General features: G+C 71.1%; 18 protein-coding genes. 9 read left to right on the forward strand and 9 right to left on the reverse strand.

Features of this window, described 5'->3' with window-relative positions:
• Positions 1 to 87: 87 nt before the first annotated feature.
• Both Q5762_RS33015 and Q5762_RS33020 read right to left on the reverse strand, forming a co-directional pair.
• A complete protein-coding gene (locus tag Q5762_RS33015; RefSeq protein ID WP_315895970.1) occupies positions 88 to 1419 on the reverse strand; it encodes an ArsA family ATPase in 1332 nt (443 codons plus the stop codon).
• On the reverse strand, positions 1416 to 2378 hold the full coding sequence (locus Q5762_RS33020; protein ID WP_315895971.1) for an ArsA-related P-loop ATPase: 963 nt from the start codon (positions 2376 to 2378) through the stop codon (positions 1416 to 1418). The genes Q5762_RS33015 and Q5762_RS33020 overlap by 4 nt, the downstream gene beginning before the upstream one ends.
• 72 nt (positions 2379 to 2450) lie before the next feature.
• Here Q5762_RS33020 and Q5762_RS33025 point away from each other — a divergent pair, with 72 nt between their 5' ends.
• The 5 genes from Q5762_RS33025 (at position 2451) to Q5762_RS33045 (ending at position 5961) form a co-directional block, all read left to right on the forward strand.
• Complete coding sequence (locus Q5762_RS33025) at positions 2451 to 2609, forward strand: DUF4177 domain-containing protein (protein WP_164409936.1); 159 nt, start codon at positions 2451 to 2453, stop codon at positions 2607 to 2609.
• Positions 2609 to 3109, forward strand: coding sequence for a RidA family protein (locus tag Q5762_RS33030; protein WP_315895972.1), 501 nt, complete (start codon positions 2609 to 2611; stop codon positions 3107 to 3109). Before Q5762_RS33025 ends, Q5762_RS33030 begins: the two co-directional genes overlap by 1 nt.
• 96 nt (positions 3110 to 3205) lie before the next feature.
• Positions 3206 to 4156: an NUDIX hydrolase gene (locus tag Q5762_RS33035; RefSeq protein ID WP_315895973.1), complete on the forward strand. Its 951-nt coding sequence runs from the start codon at positions 3206 to 3208 to the stop codon at positions 4154 to 4156.
• Positions 4153 to 4983 (forward strand): MBL fold metallo-hydrolase, encoded by an 831-nt coding sequence (locus tag Q5762_RS33040; protein WP_315895974.1) that lies wholly within the window; start codon positions 4153 to 4155, stop codon positions 4981 to 4983. The genes Q5762_RS33035 and Q5762_RS33040 overlap by 4 nt, the downstream gene beginning before the upstream one ends.
• A gap of 93 nt (positions 4984 to 5076) precedes the next feature.
• Entirely contained in the window at positions 5077 to 5961 is an 885-nt protein-coding gene (locus tag Q5762_RS33045; RefSeq protein WP_315895975.1) for a prohibitin family protein, read from the forward strand.
• A gap of 180 nt (positions 5962 to 6141) precedes the next feature.
• Here Q5762_RS33045 and Q5762_RS33050 read toward each other — a convergent pair whose 3' ends face one another.
• A complete protein-coding gene (locus tag Q5762_RS33050) occupies positions 6142 to 6816 on the reverse strand; it encodes a Crp/Fnr family transcriptional regulator (RefSeq protein WP_315895976.1) in 675 nt (224 codons plus the stop codon).
• A gap of 230 nt (positions 6817 to 7046) precedes the next feature.
• Between Q5762_RS33050 and nth the strand changes: the two genes are divergently transcribed.
• From nth to Q5762_RS33065, 3 genes are all read left to right on the forward strand, one after another.
• Positions 7047 to 7994: an endonuclease III gene (gene nth / locus Q5762_RS33055; RefSeq protein ID WP_399495322.1), complete on the forward strand. Its 948-nt coding sequence runs from the start codon at positions 7047 to 7049 to the stop codon at positions 7992 to 7994.
• Between the two features lie 94 nt (positions 7995 to 8088).
• Positions 8089 to 8835, forward strand: coding sequence for a CoA pyrophosphatase (locus Q5762_RS33060; RefSeq protein WP_315895978.1), 747 nt, complete (start codon positions 8089 to 8091; stop codon positions 8833 to 8835).
• A 62-nt stretch (positions 8836 to 8897) separates the two neighbouring features.
• On the forward strand, positions 8898 to 10097 hold the full coding sequence (locus tag Q5762_RS33065) for a MarP family serine protease (RefSeq protein ID WP_315895979.1): 1200 nt from the start codon (positions 8898 to 8900) through the stop codon (positions 10095 to 10097).
• A gap of 65 nt (positions 10098 to 10162) precedes the next feature.
• Here the strand turns inward: Q5762_RS33065 and Q5762_RS33070 are convergent, their stop codons facing one another.
• The 6 genes from Q5762_RS33070 to Q5762_RS33095 all read right to left on the reverse strand — a co-directional run bounded on the left by Q5762_RS33070 (position 10163) and on the right by Q5762_RS33095 (position 18310).
• Positions 10163 to 10351 (reverse strand): hypothetical protein, encoded by a 189-nt coding sequence (locus tag Q5762_RS33070; RefSeq protein WP_315895980.1) that lies wholly within the window; start codon positions 10349 to 10351, stop codon positions 10163 to 10165.
• Positions 10352 to 10471: 120 nt separating this feature from the next.
• On the reverse strand, positions 10472 to 11431 hold the full coding sequence (locus tag Q5762_RS33075) for an alpha/beta hydrolase (protein ID WP_315895981.1): 960 nt from the start codon (positions 11429 to 11431) through the stop codon (positions 10472 to 10474).
• Positions 11428 to 11925 (reverse strand): phage holin family protein, encoded by a 498-nt coding sequence (locus Q5762_RS33080; protein ID WP_315895982.1) that lies wholly within the window; start codon positions 11923 to 11925, stop codon positions 11428 to 11430. The genes Q5762_RS33075 and Q5762_RS33080 overlap by 4 nt, the downstream gene beginning before the upstream one ends.
• Positions 11926 to 11977: 52 nt before the next feature.
• Entirely contained in the window at positions 11978 to 13393 is a 1416-nt protein-coding gene (nhaA, locus tag Q5762_RS33085) for a Na+/H+ antiporter NhaA (protein WP_315895983.1), read from the reverse strand.
• 315 nt (positions 13394 to 13708) lie between these two features.
• Positions 13709 to 15664, reverse strand: a complete 1956-nt coding sequence (gene acs / locus Q5762_RS33090) for an acetate--CoA ligase (protein ID WP_315895984.1) — start codon at positions 15662 to 15664, stop codon at positions 13709 to 13711.
• 228 nt (positions 15665 to 15892) lie between these two features.
• On the reverse strand, positions 15893 to 18310 hold the full coding sequence (locus Q5762_RS33095; RefSeq protein WP_315895985.1) for a bifunctional SulP family inorganic anion transporter/carbonic anhydrase: 2418 nt from the start codon (positions 18308 to 18310) through the stop codon (positions 15893 to 15895).
• Between the two features lie 308 nt (positions 18311 to 18618).
• On the opposite strand from Q5762_RS33095, the gene Q5762_RS33100 reads away from it, so the two are divergent.
• Positions 18619 to 19905, forward strand: coding sequence for a hypothetical protein (locus Q5762_RS33100; protein WP_315895986.1), 1287 nt, complete (start codon positions 18619 to 18621; stop codon positions 19903 to 19905).
• The last annotated feature ends 131 nt before the right edge of the window (positions 19906 to 20036 follow it).

Raw genomic sequence — 20036 nt, forward strand, 5'->3', positions numbered from 1 at the left:
GACATACGTCACCGTACGCGGACGTACGCGGACGTACGCGACCGTGCGCAGGGACGCGGGAAGACCGCCCGCCCCCCGCCGGGCGCGTCAGGCCTGCGGCATGCGGCCCGCCGTGAGGCGGTCTCCGATGGCCCGCAGTCCGGACAGATCGTGTACGTCCCCGGGCAGGGCCGCCACTTCGGCGACGGCCACCTCGGGGTGCAGCGCCGTGAAGCGGTCGCGCGTGCGCTGTTCGCGCGCGAGCACCTGCATGCGCTCGGCATGCAGCCGCAGCAGACCGGCGGTCAGCTGCTGGATGTCCTGTGCGTCGGTGGTCGCGTCGTCGTCGGCTGTGGGGGCAGCCTCGGCGTGCGCGGAATGTGCGGCGGCGGTCGTGGAGTCGGAGAGCTCGGGGGCGGTGGCGCGGGAGCCACCCCCACCAGTCTTCCCAGCCCCTTGATCCACAATGCGCCCCTCGTCAAGATTTTCCGCCGCGGCCCGCGCCCGCTCGGCCGACAGCCGGGCGGCGCCACTGCCGTGCACGCGGTTGAGGACGAGTCCCGCCAGCGGCATCTCCTCGGCCGCCAGCCGCTCCACGAAGTACGCCGCCTCGCGCAGCGCGTCCCGCTCGGGCGTGGCGACCACCAGGAACGCCGTGCCCGGCGCCTGCAGCAGCTTGTACGTCGCGTCCGCGCGGGTCCGGAAGCCGCCGAACATCGTGTCCATCGCGGCCACGAACGTCTGCACGTCCTTCAGGAACTGACCGCCGAGCAGCTTCCCCAGCGTCCCCGTCATCATCGACATGCCGACATTCAGGAACTTCATCCCCGCCCGGCCGCCCATCTTCGCCGGGGCCATCAGCAGCTTGATGAACTTCCCGTCCAGGAACGACCCCAGCCGCTTCGGCGCGTCCAGGAAGTCGAGCGCGGAACGCGACGGCGGGGTGTCGACCACGATCAGGTCCCACTCGTCGCGGGCCCGCAGCTGGCCGAGCTTCTCCATCGCCATGTACTCCTGCGTACCGGCGAAACCGGCCGACAGGGACTGGTAGAAGGGGTTCTCCAGGATCGCCCGGGCCCGCTCGGCGTCCGCGTGCGCCTCGACGATCTCGTCGAAGGTCCGCTTCATGTCGAGCATCATGGCGTGCAGTTCCCCGCCGTCGGACCCCTTGATCCCGTCCACCTTGCGCGGGACGTTGTCGAGCGAGTCGATCCCCATCGACTGCGCGAGCCGCCGCGCCGGGTCGATCGTCAGGACGACGACCTTGCGGCCCCGCTCCGCCGCCCGTACGCCCAGGGCCGCCGCGGTCGTCGTCTTGCCGACGCCGCCCGCGCCGCAGCAGACGATGATCCGGGTGCCCGGGTCGTCGATGAGCGGGTCGAGTTCGAGGACGGGTACGGAGTCCAGACCGTTCGCCGCCGTGTTCACCCAACCCGTCACACGCCCACCCCTTGCTTCCGCAGCTCCTTCGCCAGCCGGTACAGGCCCGCGATGTCCGCCCCGTCCCCCAGGAACGGGAGTTCGTACGCCGGTACGTCGAGCTCCATGAGCACCGCCCGCTGCTCGCGCTCCAGCTCCACCCGCTGCGCGTGCTCGGCCGCCTGCTCCAGGAGCGGCTCCACCAGCTTCGTACCGCCGCGGACGCCCGCCGCCGCGAGCGTCCGCGCGACCGCGTCCCGGTGGTCGCCGGAGGCCGCCCGTACCGCCGCCTCGTCGAGGACGTGCGGACGGACCATGTTCACGATGACGCCGCCCACCGGCAGTTCGGCCGCGCGCAGCTCCGCGATGCCGTCCGCGGTCTCCTGGACCGGCATCTCCTCCAGCAGGGTCACCAGATGCACGGCCGTCTCCGGGGACTTGAGCACCCGCATCACGGCCTGCGCCTGATTGTGTATCGGGCCGATCCGGGCCAGCCCCGCCACCTCGTCGTTGACGTTCAGGAAGCGGGTGATCCGGCCGGTCGGCGGCGCGTCCATGACGACGTGGTCATAGGTGTAGCCGCCGTGCTTCTCGCGCCGGCGGACCGCCTCGCACGCCTTGCCGGTCAGCAGTACGTCCCGTACGCCCGGCGCTATCGTCGTCGCGAAGTCGATCGCGCCGAGCTTCTTCAGGGCCCGGCCCGCGCCGCCCAGCTTGTAGAACATCTGGAGGTAGTCCAGGAGGGCCCGCTCGGCGTCGATGGCCAGCGCGAAGACCTCTCCTCCGCCCGGCGCGACGGCGATCTTGCGCTCCTCGTACGGAAGGGCCTCCGTCTCGAAGAGCTGTGCGATGCCCTGTCTGCCTTCGACCTCGACGAGGAGGGTCCGCTTGCCCTCCGTCGCGAGGGCGAGCGCGAGGGCGGCGGCGACCGTCGTCTTACCGGTACCACCCTTGCCGCTGACGACCTGGAGCCTGCTCACGCCTTCGAGCCTAACCACTGGAGCGCCCGCCTAAGCAGGAGGCTGCCTGTGGCAGCGGATACAGTCGGCTCCATGACCAAGTGGGAATACTCGACCGTGCCCCTTCTCGTGCACGCGACGAAGCAGATTCTGGACACCTGGGGCGAGGACGGGTGGGAGCTCGTCCAGGTCGTTCCCGGCCCGAACAACCCCGAGCAGCTCGTGGCCTACCTGAAGCGGGAGAAGTCCTGATGGGCGCCGCCGCGAACGGCACCGGGGCCGTCGAGGCGAAGCTCGCCGAGCTGGGCCTGACCCTGCCGTCGGTCGTGCCGCCGCTGGCCGCGTACCAGCCGGCCGTGCAGTCGGGCGTGTACGTCTACACCTCGGGCCAGCTCCCGATGGTGGACGGCAAGCTTCCGGTAGCCGGCAAGGTCGGCGGGGAGGTCACCGCCGAGGAGGCCAAGCAGCTCGCCGCCACCTGCGCGCTGAACGCGCTCGCGGCCGTGAAGTCGGTCGCCGGTGACCTGGACCGGATCAAGCGGGTCGTGAAGGTCGTCGGCTTCGTCGCCTCGGCCGCCGACTTCACCGGCCAGCCCGGCGTCATCAACGGCGCCAGCGAGCTGCTCGGCGCCGTCCTCGGCGACAAGGGCGTGCACGCGCGCAGCGCGGTCGGCGTGGCGGTCCTCCCGCTCGACGCCCCGGTCGAGGTCGAGGTCCAGGTGGAGCTCGTCGACGCCGAGGCCAAGGCCTGACCACCCGTCCCACCCGTACGTGCGTCAAGAGCCGGTTCTCCCGTCCAGGGGGAATCGGCTCTCGTGCGTTGCGGTAGTTGCGCATACCATCCGGCCATGCCGAATGGTCAGTGGTACCCACGGGAATGGCCCGACCTCATCCGCGCCCTCACCGCGGGCGAGCTCACCCCCGCGACACCCAAGCGGGCGGCGACGGTCCTGTTGCTGCGCGACGGCACGGACGGGCCGAGCGTCCACATGCTGCGGCGCCGCGCCTCGATGGCCTTCGCGGGCGGCGCGTACGCCTATCCCGGCGGCGGCGTCGACCCACGCGACGAGCACCCCGTGCGCTGGGCCGGGCCTTCCCTGGAGAGCTGGGCCGGGCGCCTCGGCGTGACGGGTACGGAAGAGGCCCAGGCGATCGTCTGCGCGGCCGTGCGCGAGACGTACGAGGAGGCGGGCGTGCTGCTCGCCGGGGAGACGGCCGACTCCGTGGTCGGCGACACCACGGGCGAGGAGTGGGAGAAGGACCGCGAGGCGCTGGTCGCCCGCGAACTCTCCTTCGCCGACTTCCTCGACCGGCGCGGGCTCGTGCTGCGCTCGGACCTGCTCGGCGCGTGGGCGCGCTGGATCACGCCGGAGTTCGAGCCCCGGCGGTACGACACCTGGTTCTTCGTGGCAGCCCTGCCGGCCGGCCAGCGCACCCGTAACGCCTCGACGGAGGCCGATCGTACGGTCTGGATCCGGCCGGCCGAGGCGGCGGCCGGTTACGACCGGGGCGAGCTGACGATGATGCCGCCGACGATCTCGACCCTGCGGGGCCTGACCCGCTTCGGCTCGGCCGCGGAGGCGCTGGCCGCGGCGGGGGACCAGGACCTGACTCCCGTACTGGCACAGGCCCGCCTGGAGGGCGACGAGCTGATCCTGAGCTGGCCGGGCCACGAGGAGTTCACCAAGCACATCCCGACGCGCGGGGGTTCCGGTTCGGGGTCCGGGTCCGGCTCGGGTTCCGGTTCGGGTTCCGGTTCGGGTACGGGTTCCGGCTCCGAGGGAGGAGGCGCGCGATGACCGACGCCGGAGCGCTGCCGGGGCAGCCGCGGGGCGGGGTCCTCTCCGGGCCCGCGACCGCCCGTACCGTCAACGTCCTCGCGCCCAACCCGTCCGCGATGACCCTGGACGGCACCAACACCTGGATCGTCTCCGAGCCCGGCTCCGACCTGGCCGTCGTCATCGACCCCGGTCCGCTCGACGACGGCCACCTCCGGCACGTCGTCGCGACCGCCGAGCGGCTCGGCAAGCGCGTCGCGCTCACCCTCCTCACCCACGGCCACCCCGACCACGCCGAGGGCGCGGGCCGGTTCGCCGAGCTGACGGGGACGCGGGTACGGGCCCTGGACCCGGCGCTGCGCCTCGGCGACGAGGGGCTCGGTGCCGGGGACGTGGTCACGGTCGGCGGCCTGGAGCTGCGCGTCGTGCCGACACCCGGCCACACCTCCGACTCGCTCTCCTTCCATCTGCCCGCCGACCGGGCCGTCCTGACGGGCGACACGATCCTGGGGCGCGGCACGACGATCGTCGCCCACCCCGACGGTCGGCTCGGCGACTATCTGGACTCCCTGCGCCGACTGCGCTCGCTCACCGTCGACGACGGAGTCCACACCGTGCTGCCGGGCCACGGGCCGGTCCTGGAGGACGCCCAGGGCGTGGTCGAGTACTACCTCGCGCACCGCGCCAGCCGGCTCGCACAGGTCGAGACGGCCGTCGAGAGCGGCCACCGGACGCCCTCGGAGGTCGTCGCCCATGTGTACGCGGACGTGGACCGCTCGCTATGGCCGGCCGCCGAACTCTCCGTACGGGCGCAGCTGGAGTACCTGCGGGAGCACGGACTGATCTGACCCCCTCGCACCCCACACCCCCACCCCCCAGGGCGTACGGTCCGTGCCTTACGCTCCGCTTACTTCTGACCGTAGCTCTCGGGGGGAATGCCCGTGTTCGTCATATCGATCCTGCTGCTCATCGCGGCGGTCGTGCTGTTCTTCGTCGGCCGGTCCAACGACTCGAAGGGACTGCGGCTCGGTGCCCTCGGCGCCGTTCTCGCCGGTGTCTTCTCACTGATCGTCAGCATGACGTACGTCGTCAGCGCGTACGAGGTCGGCGTCCCGGTCGCGTTCGGCAAGGTCGGCCAGCCGATGACCTCCGGCATGCACGTCAAGTCGCCGTTCACCGACGTCACGACCTTCTCCACCCGCCCCGTCGACCTCAACCTCTCCGACAAGGACGTGGTCGAGGTCCGCTCCTCGCAGGGCGGCGTGATGGAGGTCGAGGTGACCGTGAAGTGGGCGGTCACGCCGGGCAAGGCGGTCGAGCTGTACCGCCTCGCGGGCAGCGAGGAGTCCATCCAGCAGCGGCTGGTCTACCCGGACAGCCGGGAGATCATCCGTAACGTCTTCGCGCGCTACACGAGCGAGCAGGGCTACGCGAGCGACCGCGAGAAGATCAACGCCGAGATCGGCACGCTCATCAAGGAGCGCCTCGCCCCGCGCGGGATCGACGTCACCGCCGTCAACCTGCGCAACGTGAAGCCCTCGAAGGCCCTGCAGGACCAGATCGACCGCAAGATCCAGCAGCAGCAGGCGACCGAGCGCGCCACCGAGGCCTCCCGTACGGCCAAGGCCGAGTCCGACCGGCGCCGGATCGAGGCCGAGGGCATCGCCCGCGCCAACAAGATCCTCAACGACTCGCTGACCGACAAGGTCCTGATGAACCAGTGCATCGAGGCGTACAAGGAGGCCGCGGCGAAGAACCCGGTGTACGCGGTTCCGTGCGGCGGCGGCACGGGGAACCCGCTGATCGTGGACGGGACGAAGCGCTGATCACGTAGGCGCGTACGGACGCGAGAAGGCCGCCCGGTCATGGACCGGGCGGCCTTCCTCGTACGTACGAGAGCGACGTACGAGAGCGACGTACGAGAGCGACGTACGAGAGCGACGTACGAGAGCGACGTACGAGAGCGACGTACGAGAACGACGTACGAGAACGACGTACGGGAGTGCTTAGCGCGAGCGCTTCGCGAGCCGCTCCACGTCCAGCAGGATCACGGCGCGGGCCTCCAGGCGGAGCCAGCCGCGCTGGGCGAAGTCCGCCAGGGCCTTGTTGACCGTCTCGCGGGAGGCGCCGACCAGCTGGGCCAGCTCCTCCTGGGTGAGGTCGTGGACGACGTGGATGCCCTCCTCCGACTGCACACCGAAGCGGCGCGACAGGTCGAGGAGCGCGCGGGCGACACGGCCCGGCACGTCGGAGAAGACCAGGTCGGACATCTGGTCGTTGGTCTTGCGCAGCCGGCGCGCGACGGCCCGCAGCAGGGCCGTGGCCACCTCGGGGCGGACGTTCAGCCAGGGCTGGAGGTCGCCGTGGCCGAGGCCGAGCAGCTTGACCTCGGTGAGCGCGGTCGCGGTGGCGGTGCGCGGGCCCGGGTCGAAGAGCGAGAGCTCACCGATGAGCTCGCCGGGGCCGAGGACGGCGAGCATGTTCTCGCGGCCGTCCGGGGATGTGCGGTGCAGCTTCACCTTGCCCTCGGTGACCACGTACAGGCGGTCGCCGGGGTCTCCCTCGTGGAAGAGCGCGTCGCCACGGGCGAGCGTCGCCTCACTCATCGAGGCGCGCAGCTCCGTGGCCTGCTCGTCATCGAGCGCCGCGAAGAGCGGGGCGCGCCGCAGAACGTCGTCCACGAGTTTCTCTCCTATGTCGACCTGCTCAGGGGACCTTGATCCCATGATGCCGGACGCACAAAACAGTGCGATCAATCACAACAAGTTTGACGTACCGAACCGCCCATCCGTACGCCAGGGCCCCGATTGGGTCGTCATCGGCCGTGCCCGGGGCGGATGTCGGTGGCGGCGCTTAGGCTGGCCGGGTGTCCAACTCGCCGGTGAGAGCGCAGGCCAAGGGGGCTGGGAGAGTGTCGGCCAAGGGTAATTCCGCTGTGGGCGAACAGGGTGCGCCGAAGCGAACAAAAGCCGCAAAACGCCCTGTGAAGGCGAGCGTGACGGCTCCGAAGGCCGGTCCGAAGGCCGGTGCGAAGGCCGGTGCGAAGCCCGCCGCCAAGGCCGCTGCGAAGGCCGCGAAACCGGAATCCCGGCTCGCGATGGTCCGCCGGGCCCGGAAGATCAATCGGGAGCTGGCCGAGGTCTTCCCGTACGCCCATCCGGAGCTGGACTTCCGGAACCCGTTCGAGCTCCTCGTCGCCACGGTCCTCTCCGCCCAGACCACCGACCTCCGGGTCAACCAGACCACCCCCGCGCTCTTCGCCGCGTACCCGACGCCCGAGGACCTGGCCGCCGCCGTCCCCGAGGAGGTCGAGGAGCTGATCCGGCCCACCGGCTTCTTCCGGGCCAAGACCAAGTCGATCATGGGCCTCGCCAAGGCCCTCAGGGACGACTTCGGCGGCGAGGTTCCCGGCCGCCTCGACGACCTGGTCAAGCTGCCCGGCGTGGGCCGTAAAACCGCCTTCGTGGTCCTCGGCAACGCTTTCGGGGTGCCCGGGATCACCGTCGACACCCACTTCATGCGCCTCGCGCGCCGCTGGAAGTGGACCGAGAGCGACGACCCGGTCAAGATCGAGGCCGAGATCGCGGAAATCTTCCCGAAGAGCGAGTGGACGATGCTCTCGCACCGGGTGATCTTCCACGGCCGCCGGATCTGCCACGCCCGCAAGCCCGCCTGCGGCGCCTGCCCGATCGCCCCGCTCTGCCCGGCGTACGGAGAGGGCGAGACGGACCCGGAGAAGGCGCAGAAGCTCCTGAAGTACGAGAAGGGCGGCTACCCCGGCCAGCGGCTCAACCCGCCGCCGGACTACCCGGGCCGCCCGGCCGCCCCCGCCACCGGCGTGGCCCCGGGGGCCGAGTGAGCCGACGCCGAAGCCGAAGCCGTCGCCGCACCCGGCGCCCGTGGGGAACGAACCCACGCACTGACCGCGTTGTGAATCACGGGGGTGCCTGCCTATGACGCGCACTGAGGAAGAGACCGGAGCGGCGGCCGCGACGCCGAGGACCACCGACGGCGTGCCGCGCGGCGTCGGCACCGGGGGCCTGCTGGCGCGGGACGGGCTGCCCGGCTGGCTCGCGCCCGTCGACCGGGCCGCGCGGTCCGTCGAGCCCGAGCAGCTCAGCCGCTTCCTGCCGCCCGCGAGCGGCGCCGGGCGCCAGTCCGCCGTCCTCATCCTCTTCGGCGAGGGCGAGCGCGGCCCCGAACTGCTGCTCATGGAGCGCTCCGGCTCCCTGCGCTCGCACGCCGGCCAGCCCTCCTTCCCCGGCGGCGCCCTGGACCCCGAGGACGGCGCCCCGGCCGACGGAGGCCTGCTGCGGGCCGCCCTGCGCGAGGCCGAGGAGGAGACCGGCCTCGACCCCTCGGGCGTCCAGCTCTTCGGCGTCCTGCCCCAGCTGTACATCCCGGTCAGCGGCTTCGTCGTCACCCCCGTCCTCGGCTGGTGGCGCACCCCCAGCCCGGTCGGAGTCGTCGACCCCGCCGAGACAGCCCGGGTCTTCACCGTCCCCGTGGCGGATCTCACGGATCCCGCCAACCGCGCGACCGCGATCCACCCCAGCGGCCACGCCGGCCCCGCGTTCCTTGTCGCGTCTGCCCTGGTCTGGGGTTTTACCGCCGGTGTGATCGACCGGCTGCTCCACTACGCGGGCTGGGAGCGACCGTGGGACCGGGCGAAGCAGGTCCCGCTGGACTGGCGCTCATGACAGGCTGATCAGGCCGGCCCGTGGCCGGGGTGACCGAAGACGAATCTGCGAGGCTATTGACGGTGAACGTGCTGGACATCTTGTTGCTGCTCGCCGCCGTTTGGTTCGCGATCATCGGTTACCGCCAGGGGTTCGTCGTCGGCATCCTGTCGGTCATCGGCTTCCTCGGGGGCGGTCTCGTCGCCGTCCTGCTGCTCCCGATCATCTGGGACTGGCTGACGGACAACTCCGAGGTCTCGACCACGGCAACGGTCGTCTTCGTGGTCGTCGTGATCGTCTGCGCCTCCGTCGGCCAGGCCTTCACCACCCACCTCGGGAACAAGCTGCGCCGGCACATCACCTGGTCACCGGCGCGCGCCCTGGACGCCACCGGCGGCGCGCTGGTCAACGTGGTCGCGATGCTCCTCGTGGCCTGGCTGCTCGGCTCCGCCCTCGCCGGCACCTCGATGCCCACGCTCGGCAAGGAGGTGCGCAGCTCCAAGGTGCTCCTCGGCGTCGAGCAGGTGATGCCCGATCAGGCGTCCTCCTGGTTCACGAACTTCACCTCGACGCTCGCCCAGAACGGCTTCCCGCAGGTGTTCAGCCCGTTCGCCAACGAGCCCATCACCGAGGTCCGGCCGCCGGACCCGGCGCTCGCCGGCAGCCCGGTCGCCGCCGAGGCCAAGCGCGCCATCGTCAAGGTCGTCGGTACGGCCCCGAGCTGCGGCAAGGTCCTCGAAGGCACCGGCTTCGTCTTCGACGAACGCCGCGTCATGACCAACGCCCATGTCGTCGGCGGCGTCGACGAGCCGACCGTCCAGATAGGCGGCGAGGGCAAGCTGTACGACGCGAAGGTCGTCCTCTACGACTGGCAGCGCGACATCGCCGTCCTGGACGTGCCGAACCTGGACGTGGAGCCGCTGAAGTTCACCGACGAGGACGCCCGCAGCGGCGACAGCGCGATCGTCGCGGGCTTCCCCGAGAACGGCTCGTACGACGTCCGCTCGGCGCGTGTCCGGGGCCGCATCAACGCCAACGGCCCGGACATCTACCACCGGGGCGAGGTGCGCAGGGACGTGTACTCCCTGTACGCGACGGTCCGTCAGGGCAACTCCGGCGGCCCGCTGCTCACCGCGGACGGCAAGGTGTCCGGCGTGATCTTCGCCCGCTCCCTCGACGACAAGAACACCGGCTACGCGCTGACGGTGGACGAGATCCGCGAGGACATCGTCCAGGGCCGCGCGGCGACCCAGCAGGTCGACAGCCAGGGGTGCGCGCTCTAGGGCCGCAGCCGAGGACTCGAGGGCTCTAGGGTCGCAGCCGAGGAGGGGAGGGCGTACGCCCGGGCTCAGTCCCGGGTGTGCCTGAGCCGGGCCGAGACCCAGCGGGCCCGGCGGCGCAGGATGCGCGGGATACCCATCTCGCGCACGGGATGCGAGCGGCCTTGTTCCTGCTGGCCGCTCCTCTCGTAGGAGCCCGGCCCAGCGGCCGAGCGGCGGTTGCGTGCTGTGTCACCGTAGTCGTGCGTCCAGCCCATACCCCGACGTCTGCCCGTGGCCCAAGGTCGGTAACCGTTCCGGGGCCCGCCAATCGGAGTATGCGCCGGGCACATGGCCGTTCGTAGAACGGAAGTACGCGGACGTACACCGACGGTGTGTCAGCGGTCGGGCTCGGGGTCCTTGAGCCAGTTGATGAGCTCCGTGGAGAACGCCACCGGGTCCTCCTCGTGGGGGAAGTGCCCGAGGCCGTCGAAGAGCCGCCAGCGGTACGGCGCTTCCACGTACTCGCCCGAACCGGCGGCGCTGCGCGTACGCATCACCGGGTCCGTCGAGCCGTGCAGATGCAGCGTCGGCACCCGCACCGGACGCTTCATCCGCCGGTTGAACTGGATGCCGTCCGGACGCGCGAGGGACCGCACCATCCACCGGTACGGCTCGATCGAGCAGTGCGCCGTCGACGGGATGCACATCGCCCGCCGGTACACCGCGATCGCTTCCTCGTCAGGCAGCCCGGGGCCGGACCAGTCCTCGATCAGCTGCCCCACCAGGGCCGCCTCGTCCGCCACCAGCTGACGCTCCGGCAGCCACGGGCGCTGGAAGCCCCACACGTGCGATCCGGCGCGGGACTGCGAGAAGTCGGCCAGCATCGCCGAGCGCCAGCGGCGCGGGTGCGGCATCGAGGAGACGGCGAGCCGGCGCACCAGCTTCGGCCGCATGACCGCCGCCGTCCAGGCGAGGTAGCCGCCCAGGTCGTGGCCGACGAGCGCGGCGTCCGGCTCGCCGAGGGAGCGGATGACGCCGGTGATGTCGAGCGCCAGGTTGGCCGGGTCGTAACCGCGGGGCGTACGGTCGCTGCCGCCCACCCCCCGCAGGTCCATCGCGACGGCCCGGAAACCGGCCTCGGCGAGCGCCGGCAGCTGGTGGCGCCAGGTCCACCAGAACTGCGGGAAGCCGTGCAGCAGCAGGACGAGCGGCCCGTCGCCCATCTCGGCGATGTGGAAGCGGGCGCCGTTGGCGGCCACGTCGCGGTGGGTCCAGGGCCCGTCGATGCGTACGGGACTGCCGCCGGTACCCGCGAAGGTTCCGCCGTTGCCGTTGCTGCTCTCAGGGACGGTCATGCAGTCGAGCGTGCCACAGCGGCGGCCTCGTCCTGGACCGCGCCGGGCAGAGCCGCCCGTTCGGGGCGGGGGTGCGGCTTGGCGTTCTGGAGGATCGCGGCGGTCTGCTTGGCCGAGGCGATGGACTTCTCCGGCGGCTTGACCTTCTTGAACTTGGCGTACGCGATCAGCCCGAGCAGGCCCGCGAGCAGCACGTTCGCCGCGAAGGAGAGCAGGAAGCACCAGGCGAGGTTCCAGCCGCCCTCGCCGTTGTGCCCGCCGGTCCAGGTGTTGATTCCGTACGCGAGTGCGAAGCTCAGCATCGGCAGCGAGAAGAGGAGCACCGTGGCGGCCGTCAGGACGGCGGCGCTGCCGAGGGCGCCCCGCTTCACGTCCTGCCGGATCTCGGCCTTGGCCAGGGCGATCTCGTCGTGCACCAGCGCGGACATCTCGGCGGTCGCCGAGGCGACCAGCTGACCGAGGCTGCGCTCGGCTCCGTTGACCGGGTCGCTCATCGCTGCTCCCTCTTCTCTTCTGCGGTCCGACGTTCTACGGTCCGACCTCAGATCATGCCGGACTGTCGCCCTCGTCGCGCGATGCCCCCGCCAGTTGGGCGCGCTCACGATGCTCGGCGGCCTTCCGCTCGTAGATCGCGGCCATCCGGAGGTGGTACTCCGGGTTGTCCTCCTCGTAGATGTCCGGGATGCCGTCCTGGTCCTCGTCGCGCTCCTCCTCCGCCATCAGCGCCTCGTACTTGCGGACGCGCATCTTCAGCAGGATCGTCGCGAGGACGGCGGCGGTGAGCGAGCCGATCAGGACGGCCGCCTTGACCTCCTCGGTCAGCGCGGCGTCGCCCTCGAAGGCGAGTTCGCCGATGAGGAGGGAGACGGTGAAGCCGATGCCGGCGAGGGAGGCGACGGCGAAGACGTCCGGCCAGGCCAGGTCGCTGTTGAGCTCCGCGCGGGTGAAGCGGGCCGCGAGCCAGGTGCCGCCGAAGATGCCGAGGGTCTTGCCGACGACGAGGCCGAGGATCACACCGAGGGTGACGGGGTTGGTGGAGATGTCGGCGATGGTCTTGCCCGTGACGCTGACACCGGCCGAGAACAGGGCGAACAGCGGCACGGCGAGGCCGGCGGAGAGCGGCCGGACCAGGTGCTCGATGTGCTCGCCGGGGGAGTGCTCCTCGCCCTCGTGCCTGGTGCAGCGCAGCATCAGGCCCATGGCGACACCGGCGATGGTGGCGTGGACGCCGCTGTTGTACATCAGGCCCCAGATGACCAGGGCGAGCGGGATGTAGATGTACCAGCCGCGGACGCCCTTGCGCAGCAGCAGCCAGAAGACGGCGAGGCCGGCGACGGCGCCGCCGAGCGCGGCGAAGTTCAGGTCGCTGGTGAAGAAGACCGCGATGATCAGGATCGCGAAGAGGTCGTCGACGACGGCGAGCGTGAGCAGGAACGCGCGGAGCGCGGACGGCAGCGAGGTGCCGATGACGGCGAGGACCGCGAGCGCGAAGGCGATGTCGGTCGCGGTCGGCACGGCCCAGCCGTCCATGCTGCCGCCGCCGATGGCGTTGACCAGGACGTAGACGAGGGCCGGTGCGGCCATGCCGCAGATGGCGGCGATGACGGGCAGCGCGGCGGCCTTGCGGTCGCGCAGTTCGCCCGCGACCAGCTCACGCTTGAGCTCGATGCCGGCGACGAAGAAGAAGATCGCGAGGAGCCCGTCGGCGGCCCAGTGCTGGATCGACAGGTCCAGGCCGAGGGCGGCGGGGCCTATGTGGAAGTTCTGTACCGTCTCGTAGCTGCCGCTGAGCGGGGTGTTGGCCCAGACGAGTGCGGCGATGGCGGCGACGAGCAGGAGCACACCACCGACGGTCTCGGTGCGCAGCGCGTCGGCCACGAACTGCCGCTCGGGCAGCGACAGACGGCCGAGGAACTTACGGTCGGTGGGGGTGGGGGTGGGGGTGGGCGTGGGCGCGGGCACGGTGAGCGACCTCCGGTCGGTTGGGCAGCACAAAACACATGCCGACCAGACTTCCCGGCGCACCTAGGCGTTTCTGTCGCGTCTCTGACGCGACCTTTACTTTACCTAACGAGGTCGGGTCGTGTCCGGCGAACCTCACTTTAGGGCCGGAATGTCGCCTTTGCTCTGCGGGTTCACGGGACTGGGTGCCGCCACACACGAAGGCGCCCACCCCAGGTGGCCTGGAGTGGGCGCCTTTGTGGTGCTGAGCCCTGGGGCCTGTCCGGCGGATCATGGCCGGGTCCGCCGGACGGACCCTAGTCCTCCGGACGGGCCCTAGTCCTCCGAGGACGCGCTCGGCAGCTTCGTCTGGATGAGGTCCATGACCGACGAGTCGGTGAGCGTCGTCACGTCACCCAGCTCCCGGTTCTCCGCCACGTCCCGCAGCAGCCGCCGCATGATCTTGCCGGACCGGGTCTTCGGCAGCTCCGCCACGGGCAGGATCCGCTTCGGCTTCGCGATCGGGCCGAGCGTCGTGCCGACATGGTTGCGCAGCTCGGCGACGAGGCCCTCGTCCTCGCTCGCCGTACCGCGCAGGATGACGAAGGCGACGATCGCCTGGCCGGTCGTCTCGTCGGCCGCGCCGACGACCGCCGCCTCGGCGACGGACGGGTGCGAGACGAGCGCCGACTCGACCTCGGTGGTCGAGATGTTGTGCCCGGAGACGAGCATGACGTCGTCGACCCGGCCCAGCAGCCAGATGTCGCCGTCCTCGTCCTTCTTCGCGCCGTCGCCGGCGAAGTACTTGCCCTCGAAGCGCGACCAGTACGTGTCCAGGAACCGCTGGTCGTCGCCCCAGATCGTGCGGAGCATCGACGGCCACGGCTCGGTCAGGACCAGGTAGCCGCCGCCCCCGTTCGGGACCTCGTTCGCCTCGTCGTCGACGACGGTGGCGGAGATGCCGGGAAGCGCGCGCTGGGCGGAGCCCGGCTTGGTCTCGGTGACACCGGGCAGCGGCGAGATCATCATCGCGCCGGTCTCGGTCTGCCACCAGGTGTCCACGATCGGGGTCTTGCCGGCGCCGATGTGCTCGCGGTACCAGATCCACGCCTCGGGGTTGATCGGCTCGCCGACCGAGCCGAGCACGCGCAGGCTCGACAGGTCGAACTTCGCGGGGATGTCGTCGCCCCACTTCATGAACGTACGGATCGCGGTGGGCGCCGTGTAGAGGATCGTGACGCCGTACTTCTGCACGATCTCCCAGAACCGGCCCTGGTGCGGGGTGTCCGGGGTGCCCTCGTACATGACCTGCGTCGCACCGTTGGCCAGCGGTCCGTACGTGATGTACGAGTGGCCGGTGACCCAGCCGATGTCGGCGGTGCACCAGTAGACGTCGGTCTCCGGCTTGAGGTCGAAGACGGCGTGGTGGGTGTAGGCCGCCTGGGTGAGGTAGCCGCCGGAGGTGTGCAGGATGCCCTTGGGCTTACCCGTCGTACCGGAGGTGTAGAGGATGAAGAGCGGGTGCTCGGCCTCGAACGCCTCGGGGGCGTGCTCGGCGGACTGGCGGGCGACGATGTCGTCCCACCACACGTCCCGGCCCTCGGTCCAGGCCACGTCCTGGCCCGTACGGCGCACGACGAGGACCTTGTTCACCTTGTCGGTACGGCCGAGGGCCTCGTCGACGGCGGGCTTGAGCGCGCTCGGCTTGCCGCGGCGGTAGCCGCCGTCGGCGGTGATGACGAGCTTGGCGTCGGCGTCCTCGATACGGGTGGCGATGGCGTCGGCCGAGAAGCCGCCGAAGACCACGGAGTGCGCGGCGCCGATGCGGGCGCAGGCCAGCATCGAGACGACGGCCTCGGGGATCATCGGGAGGTAGATCGCGACCCGGTCGCCCTTGGTGACGCCCAGCTCGGTCAGGGCGTTGGCGGCCCGGGAGACCTCGTCCTTGAGCTCGGTGTAGGTGATGGCGCGGCTGTCGCCGGGCTCGCCCTCGAAGTGAATGGCGATCCGGTCGCCGTTGCCGGCCTCGACATGGCGGTCCACGCAGTTGTACGCCACGTTGAGAGTGCCGTCGGCGAACCACGTGGCGAACGGCGGGTTCGACCAGTCGAGGGTCTCGGTCGGCTCGGTGGCCCAGGTGAGGCGCTTCGCCTGCTCGGCCCAGAAGCCAAGCCTGTCCGCCGCGGCCTGCTCGTAGGCCTCCGCCGTCACGTTGGCGTGCGCGGCCAGCTCGGCGGGCGGCGCGAACCGCCGCTCCTCCTTGAGCAGGTTGGCCAGGCTTTCGTTGCTCACGACATCTCCCTTTCCCAGGGCGTCCTATGTGCCTATGTGTCCCGCGTCATAGCTCATCAGTCAGAGGGCCGGGTGACAAGAGCCTCCGGGCAATTGGTTTAGACCTGTGAGGTGCCGGGGGCCCCGACGGGTTGACGGGTGACCCCACGGGATGCGCGGGTGGCCCCTCCGTCCCGAGCGGTGGGACGAAGGGGCCACTCAGTTTCACGGACGCGCGGCCCGGAAGGTTCAGGACGCGCGGGCCTCCGTCCGATCTCCGATCATGGTCGGCGCGATCCGGCCGTCGGTGGTCGCCGAGGCCGAGGCCGGTGTCGGCGTCGGTGTCGGTGTCGGCGTCGACGGTGCGACCTGGTCGAAGACGTCCTCGTAGCGGTGCTGTTCGTCCGGTTCGGCCAGCAGGTACGCCTGGGCCTCGCCGACGTGGAAGTACATCCCGTGCAGCGTCAGCGTGCCCTCGGCGAGCCGCCGCGCCACCGACTCGTACGCCCGCAGGTGCTCCAACTGCTGCACCACGTTGGTCAGGCAGAGCTGCTCGACCGCGTCGGCCGGCAGCCGGCCCGAGATCCGGGCCCAGGTGTGGCGGCGGCTGGCCATCCGCTCCAGGCTGGGCCGGCCGTGCCGCAGCCAGCGCCGCAGCGGGGTCTGCGGGGCGTCTGGCGCGCTGCTCAGGAGGGCCTGCATCGCGCCGCAGCCGGAGTGTCCGCAGACGGTGATCGACTGGACCCGCAGCACCTCCACCGCGTACTCGATCGCCGCCGCCACCGAGTCGTCCCCGCTCTCCTCGCCGGGCAGCGGCACCAGATTGCCCACGTTCCGTACGGTGAACAGGTCACCCGGCCCGCTGGACGTGATCATGCTCGTGACCAGCCGGGAGTCGGCGCAGGTGAGGAAGAGCTGCGAGGGGCGCTGGCCCTCGCGGGCGAGGCGGGCGAGCTCGTCGCGGACCAGCGGGGCCGTGTTGCGCTGGAACTTGCCGATGCCGCTCGCCAGTTGGTGCCCGGTCGTCGCGCGCGTCTCGTCGACGGGGTGGTGGTGGGGGTGGTGGTGTTCGCCGCAGTGGTTGCGCCAGGGGGTCCAGGGGCGGCAACAGGCGTGGGGCGCCGCGTCGGACTCGGCGATCCGGGCGCCGGACGGGCCGGTCATCTCGACCGCGCCGCCGTGCCGCAGATGGCTCGCCTGCCAGTCGTGCAGGGCCTCGTACGCCGCGTGGTCCATGAAGGACCCGTCCAGTTCGACGACCACCCGGGCTCCCTGGGGCAGCTGGTGCAGGGCCCGGCTCAGCCGGGGGACGGCGAGGAAGGTCAACTGCCCGCGGACGCACACCAGGTGGCCGCCGTCCCGCTCCTCGCGGGTGATGCGGGTCTTGGTCAGGCGGTGCATGGCGACGGCGGTGGCCACCGCGATCCCGAGCGCGACGCCTTCGAGGATGCCGACGAGGACGACTCCGCTCAGCGTCCCCGCGTAGACGAGGACCTCGCGGTGCCGCGTGACGCTGCGGATGTGGGTGATGCTCACCATCTGGATGCCGACGACCATGACGAGCGCGGCGAGCGCGGGCAGCGGGATCAGGTCGAGGACGGGGACGAGGAACAGCGCGGCGAGCACGATCCACAGGCCGTGCAGCATCGTGGAGTTACGGCTCATGGCGCCCGCGGAGACGTTGGCGACGCTGCGCACCGCGACCCCGGCGACGGGGAGCCCGCCGAGGGCTCCGGAGACGACGTTCGCCGCGCCCTGGCCCGCGAGTTCGCGGTCGAGCCTGGACCGGGGGATGCCGTGGCCGCGGTCCGCGCGGGTGGCCACCAGCTTGTCGACGGCGACGGCGGAGAGCAGCGACTGCACGCTGGTCACCAGCGTGATGGTGAGGACGCCGGCGGCGATGCCGAGGACGGGGCCCTCCGGCAGTCCGGGCAGGGCGTGGCTGCTCCAGGACGGCAGGTCGACGCGCGGGACGGCGAGACCGGCGAGCGCGGCGGCGGCGGTCGCGGCGGCCACGGCGGCGAGGGCGGCCGGGATCTTCCGCAGGAGTCGTCCCGTACGGCCGGGCAGGCGCGGCCACAGCAGGAGCAGGCCGACGGTGAGGGCGCTGATGACCAGCGCGGCCGGGTGGACGTCGGCCAGCTGCGCGGGCAGGCCGAGGACGTTGTCCACGGCGGAGCTCTGCGGGGTGCCGCCGAGCACGATGTGGAGCTGGGCGAGGGCGATGGTCACGCCGATGCCGGCGAGCATGCCGTGCACGATCGCGGGGGAGATTGCGAGGGCGGACCGGGCCACCCGGAGGGTGGCCAGGCCGAGTTGGGCGAGCCCGGCGAGGACGGTGATCGCGCAGGTGGTGCGCCAGCCGTAGCGCTGGATCAGTTCGGCGCTGACCACTGTGAGGCCTGCGGCGGGGCCGCTGACCTGGAGCGGCGACCCGCCGAGCCGGCCGGCGACGATGCCGCCGACGGCGGCGGCCACCAGGCCTGCCTGGAGCGGGGCTCCGGTGGCGAGCGCGATGCCGAGGGAGAGCGGCAGCGCGATCAGGAAGACGGCGATCGACGCGGACACGTCGGCGCCCGCGATACGGAAGCGGCGTGCGCGGCCGCCGGGCGGCGGGCTGTGCGGTCGCTGGTCGGGGGTGCGGCGGATGGGTGGGCAGAGAGTCATGTGTTCCCGTCTTCTCCGGGGCTGCGCGGTCGCGGCTCGTGCGGGACGAACGTGGGGGTCGCGGCCGTGGGTCACGGCGTGCAGTGGCGGGATGACCGGGCGACGATCAACCCTCTATCAACGCTCGGTAAATGGATCGTAATGGAGAGTAAAGACTGCGGCATTATTTTCGGGGCAAACAGGGCAATGATTCACCGGTTGGAGTGACAGTCGGTCGCCATGCCGCTTGTCGTTTCATATTTCCGGTGTCCGTGGTGCGACGTTGACGCCGCTCGCACGCCGTACGGAATCCGAGGAGAGGTGGGCGGATGTCAGCCGCCGGGAGAAGGACCACTGTCCGTAGGAGGGCACTCGGCGTCGGCGCTCTCGCCGTCGCCCTGATGACCGGGCTCGCCGGATGCTCGGACTCCACCGGGACGGCCCCGCCCAAGGGCGCCCCCGGAGCGAAGAAGCCCGCCGCCGCGCCGCCGAACGCGGTGCGCCTGATCGGCGACGGCTCCACCGCCTTCACCGGCGCGCAGCCGCGTCAGCCCGTCTGGGAGAAGCTGAAGCCGGGTCAGCAGCCGCCGCAGTTCGTGGTGTTCTCCTGGGACGGCGCGGGCGAGGACAGCCAGAAGCTCTTCTCCCACTTCCGCAAGGTGGGCCAGAAGTACGACGCGACCATGACGTACTTCCTCAGCGGTGTGTACCTGCTTCCGGAGGAGAAGCGGAAGCTCTACGACCCGCCGCAGCACGCCGCCGGCCGCTCCGACATCGGCTTCAACGACGCCCAGGGCATCCGCGACACCGTGCGCGAGCTGCGTGGCGCCTGGCAGGAGGGCAACGAGGTCGGCACGCACTTCAACGGCCACTTCTGCGGACCGGAGAGCGGCGTCGGCGCGTGGTCGGTCGAGGACTGGAAGAGCGAGATCCGCCAGGCCAAGTCCTTCGTGAAGAACTGGAAGACCAACTCCGGTCTGACCGCCGAGCAGCCGCTGCCGTTCGACTACGACAAGGAGCTGGTCGGCGCCCGCACCCCCTGCCTGGAGGGTCGCGAGAACTTCGTGCGGGCCGCGTCCCAGCTGGGCTTCCGCTACGACACGAGTGGCGTCAACGACCAGATCTGGCCGAAGAAGGACCACGGCCTGTGGGATCTGTCGATGCACCTGGTCCCGATGCCCGGCCGGGCGTTCCAGACGCTCTCGATGGACTACAACTTCATGGTCAACCAGTCGGGCACCAGGACCCAGGGCGACCCGTCGATGCAGGAGTACTGGGGCGACCAGATGCGGGACGGCCTGGTGCAGTCCTTCAACCGCTCGTACCACGGCAACCGGGCGCCGGTCGTCATCGGCAACCACTTCGAGTCCTGGAACGGCGGCACGTACATGCGCGCCATCGAGGAGACCATCGCCACGGTCTGCGTACAGAAGGACGTGAAGTGCGTGTCCTTCCGGCAGCTCGCGGACTGGCTCGACGCCCAGGACCCGGCGGTGATCGAGAAGATGCGGACCCTGAAGGTCGGCGAGGCCCCGAAGGGCGGCTGGGCGACCTTCCTGGCCCCCCAGCCACTGACTGCGCCCCAGCCGGCAATGAAGCAGCCGGAACGGCGCTGACGCATCGGCGGCACCTCAGCCCTCAGCCGGGCTGAGGTCCTGCCGACGGTGCCCCTCAGCTCGGTTGAGGTACCGCCAGCTGCTCGCCGAGTACGAAACCGGGGTCGACCTGCGCCGCCAGGTCGACCCCG

The sequence above is a fragment of the Streptomyces sp. P9(2023) genome (genome assembly GCF_032436795.1).
In the GTDB taxonomy this organism is placed as follows: domain Bacteria; phylum Actinomycetota; class Actinomycetes; order Streptomycetales; family Streptomycetaceae; genus Streptomyces.

What these genes read in the sequence shown, in the direction of transcription:
- Q5762_RS33025 (WP_164409936.1), top strand. Translation starts at nt 2,451, where the DNA reads ATGACCAAGTGGGAATACTCGACCGTGCCCCTTCTCGTGCACGCGACG.
- Q5762_RS33030 (WP_315895972.1), top strand. Translation starts at nt 2,609, where the DNA reads ATGGGCGCCGCCGCGAACGGCACCGGGGCCGTCGAGGCGAAGCTCGCC.
- Q5762_RS33035 (WP_315895973.1), top strand. Translation starts at nt 3,206, where the DNA reads ATGCCGAATGGTCAGTGGTACCCACGGGAATGGCCCGACCTCATCCGC.
- Q5762_RS33040 (WP_315895974.1), top strand. Translation starts at nt 4,153, where the DNA reads ATGACCGACGCCGGAGCGCTGCCGGGGCAGCCGCGGGGCGGGGTCCTC.
- Q5762_RS33060 (WP_315895978.1), top strand. Translation starts at nt 8,089, where the DNA reads ATGACGCGCACTGAGGAAGAGACCGGAGCGGCGGCCGCGACGCCGAGG.
- Q5762_RS33070 (WP_315895980.1), bottom strand. Translation starts at nt 10,351, where the DNA reads ATGGGCTGGACGCACGACTACGGTGACACAGCACGCAACCGCCGCTCG.
- Q5762_RS33075 (WP_315895981.1), bottom strand. Translation starts at nt 11,431, where the DNA reads ATGACCGTCCCTGAGAGCAGCAACGGCAACGGCGGAACCTTCGCGGGT.
- Q5762_RS33080 (WP_315895982.1), bottom strand. Translation starts at nt 11,925, where the DNA reads ATGAGCGACCCGGTCAACGGAGCCGAGCGCAGCCTCGGTCAGCTGGTC.
- Q5762_RS33095 (WP_315895985.1), bottom strand. Translation starts at nt 18,310, where the DNA reads ATGACTCTCTGCCCACCCATCCGCCGCACCCCCGACCAGCGACCGCAC.
- Q5762_RS33100 (WP_315895986.1), top strand. Translation starts at nt 18,619, where the DNA reads ATGTCAGCCGCCGGGAGAAGGACCACTGTCCGTAGGAGGGCACTCGGC.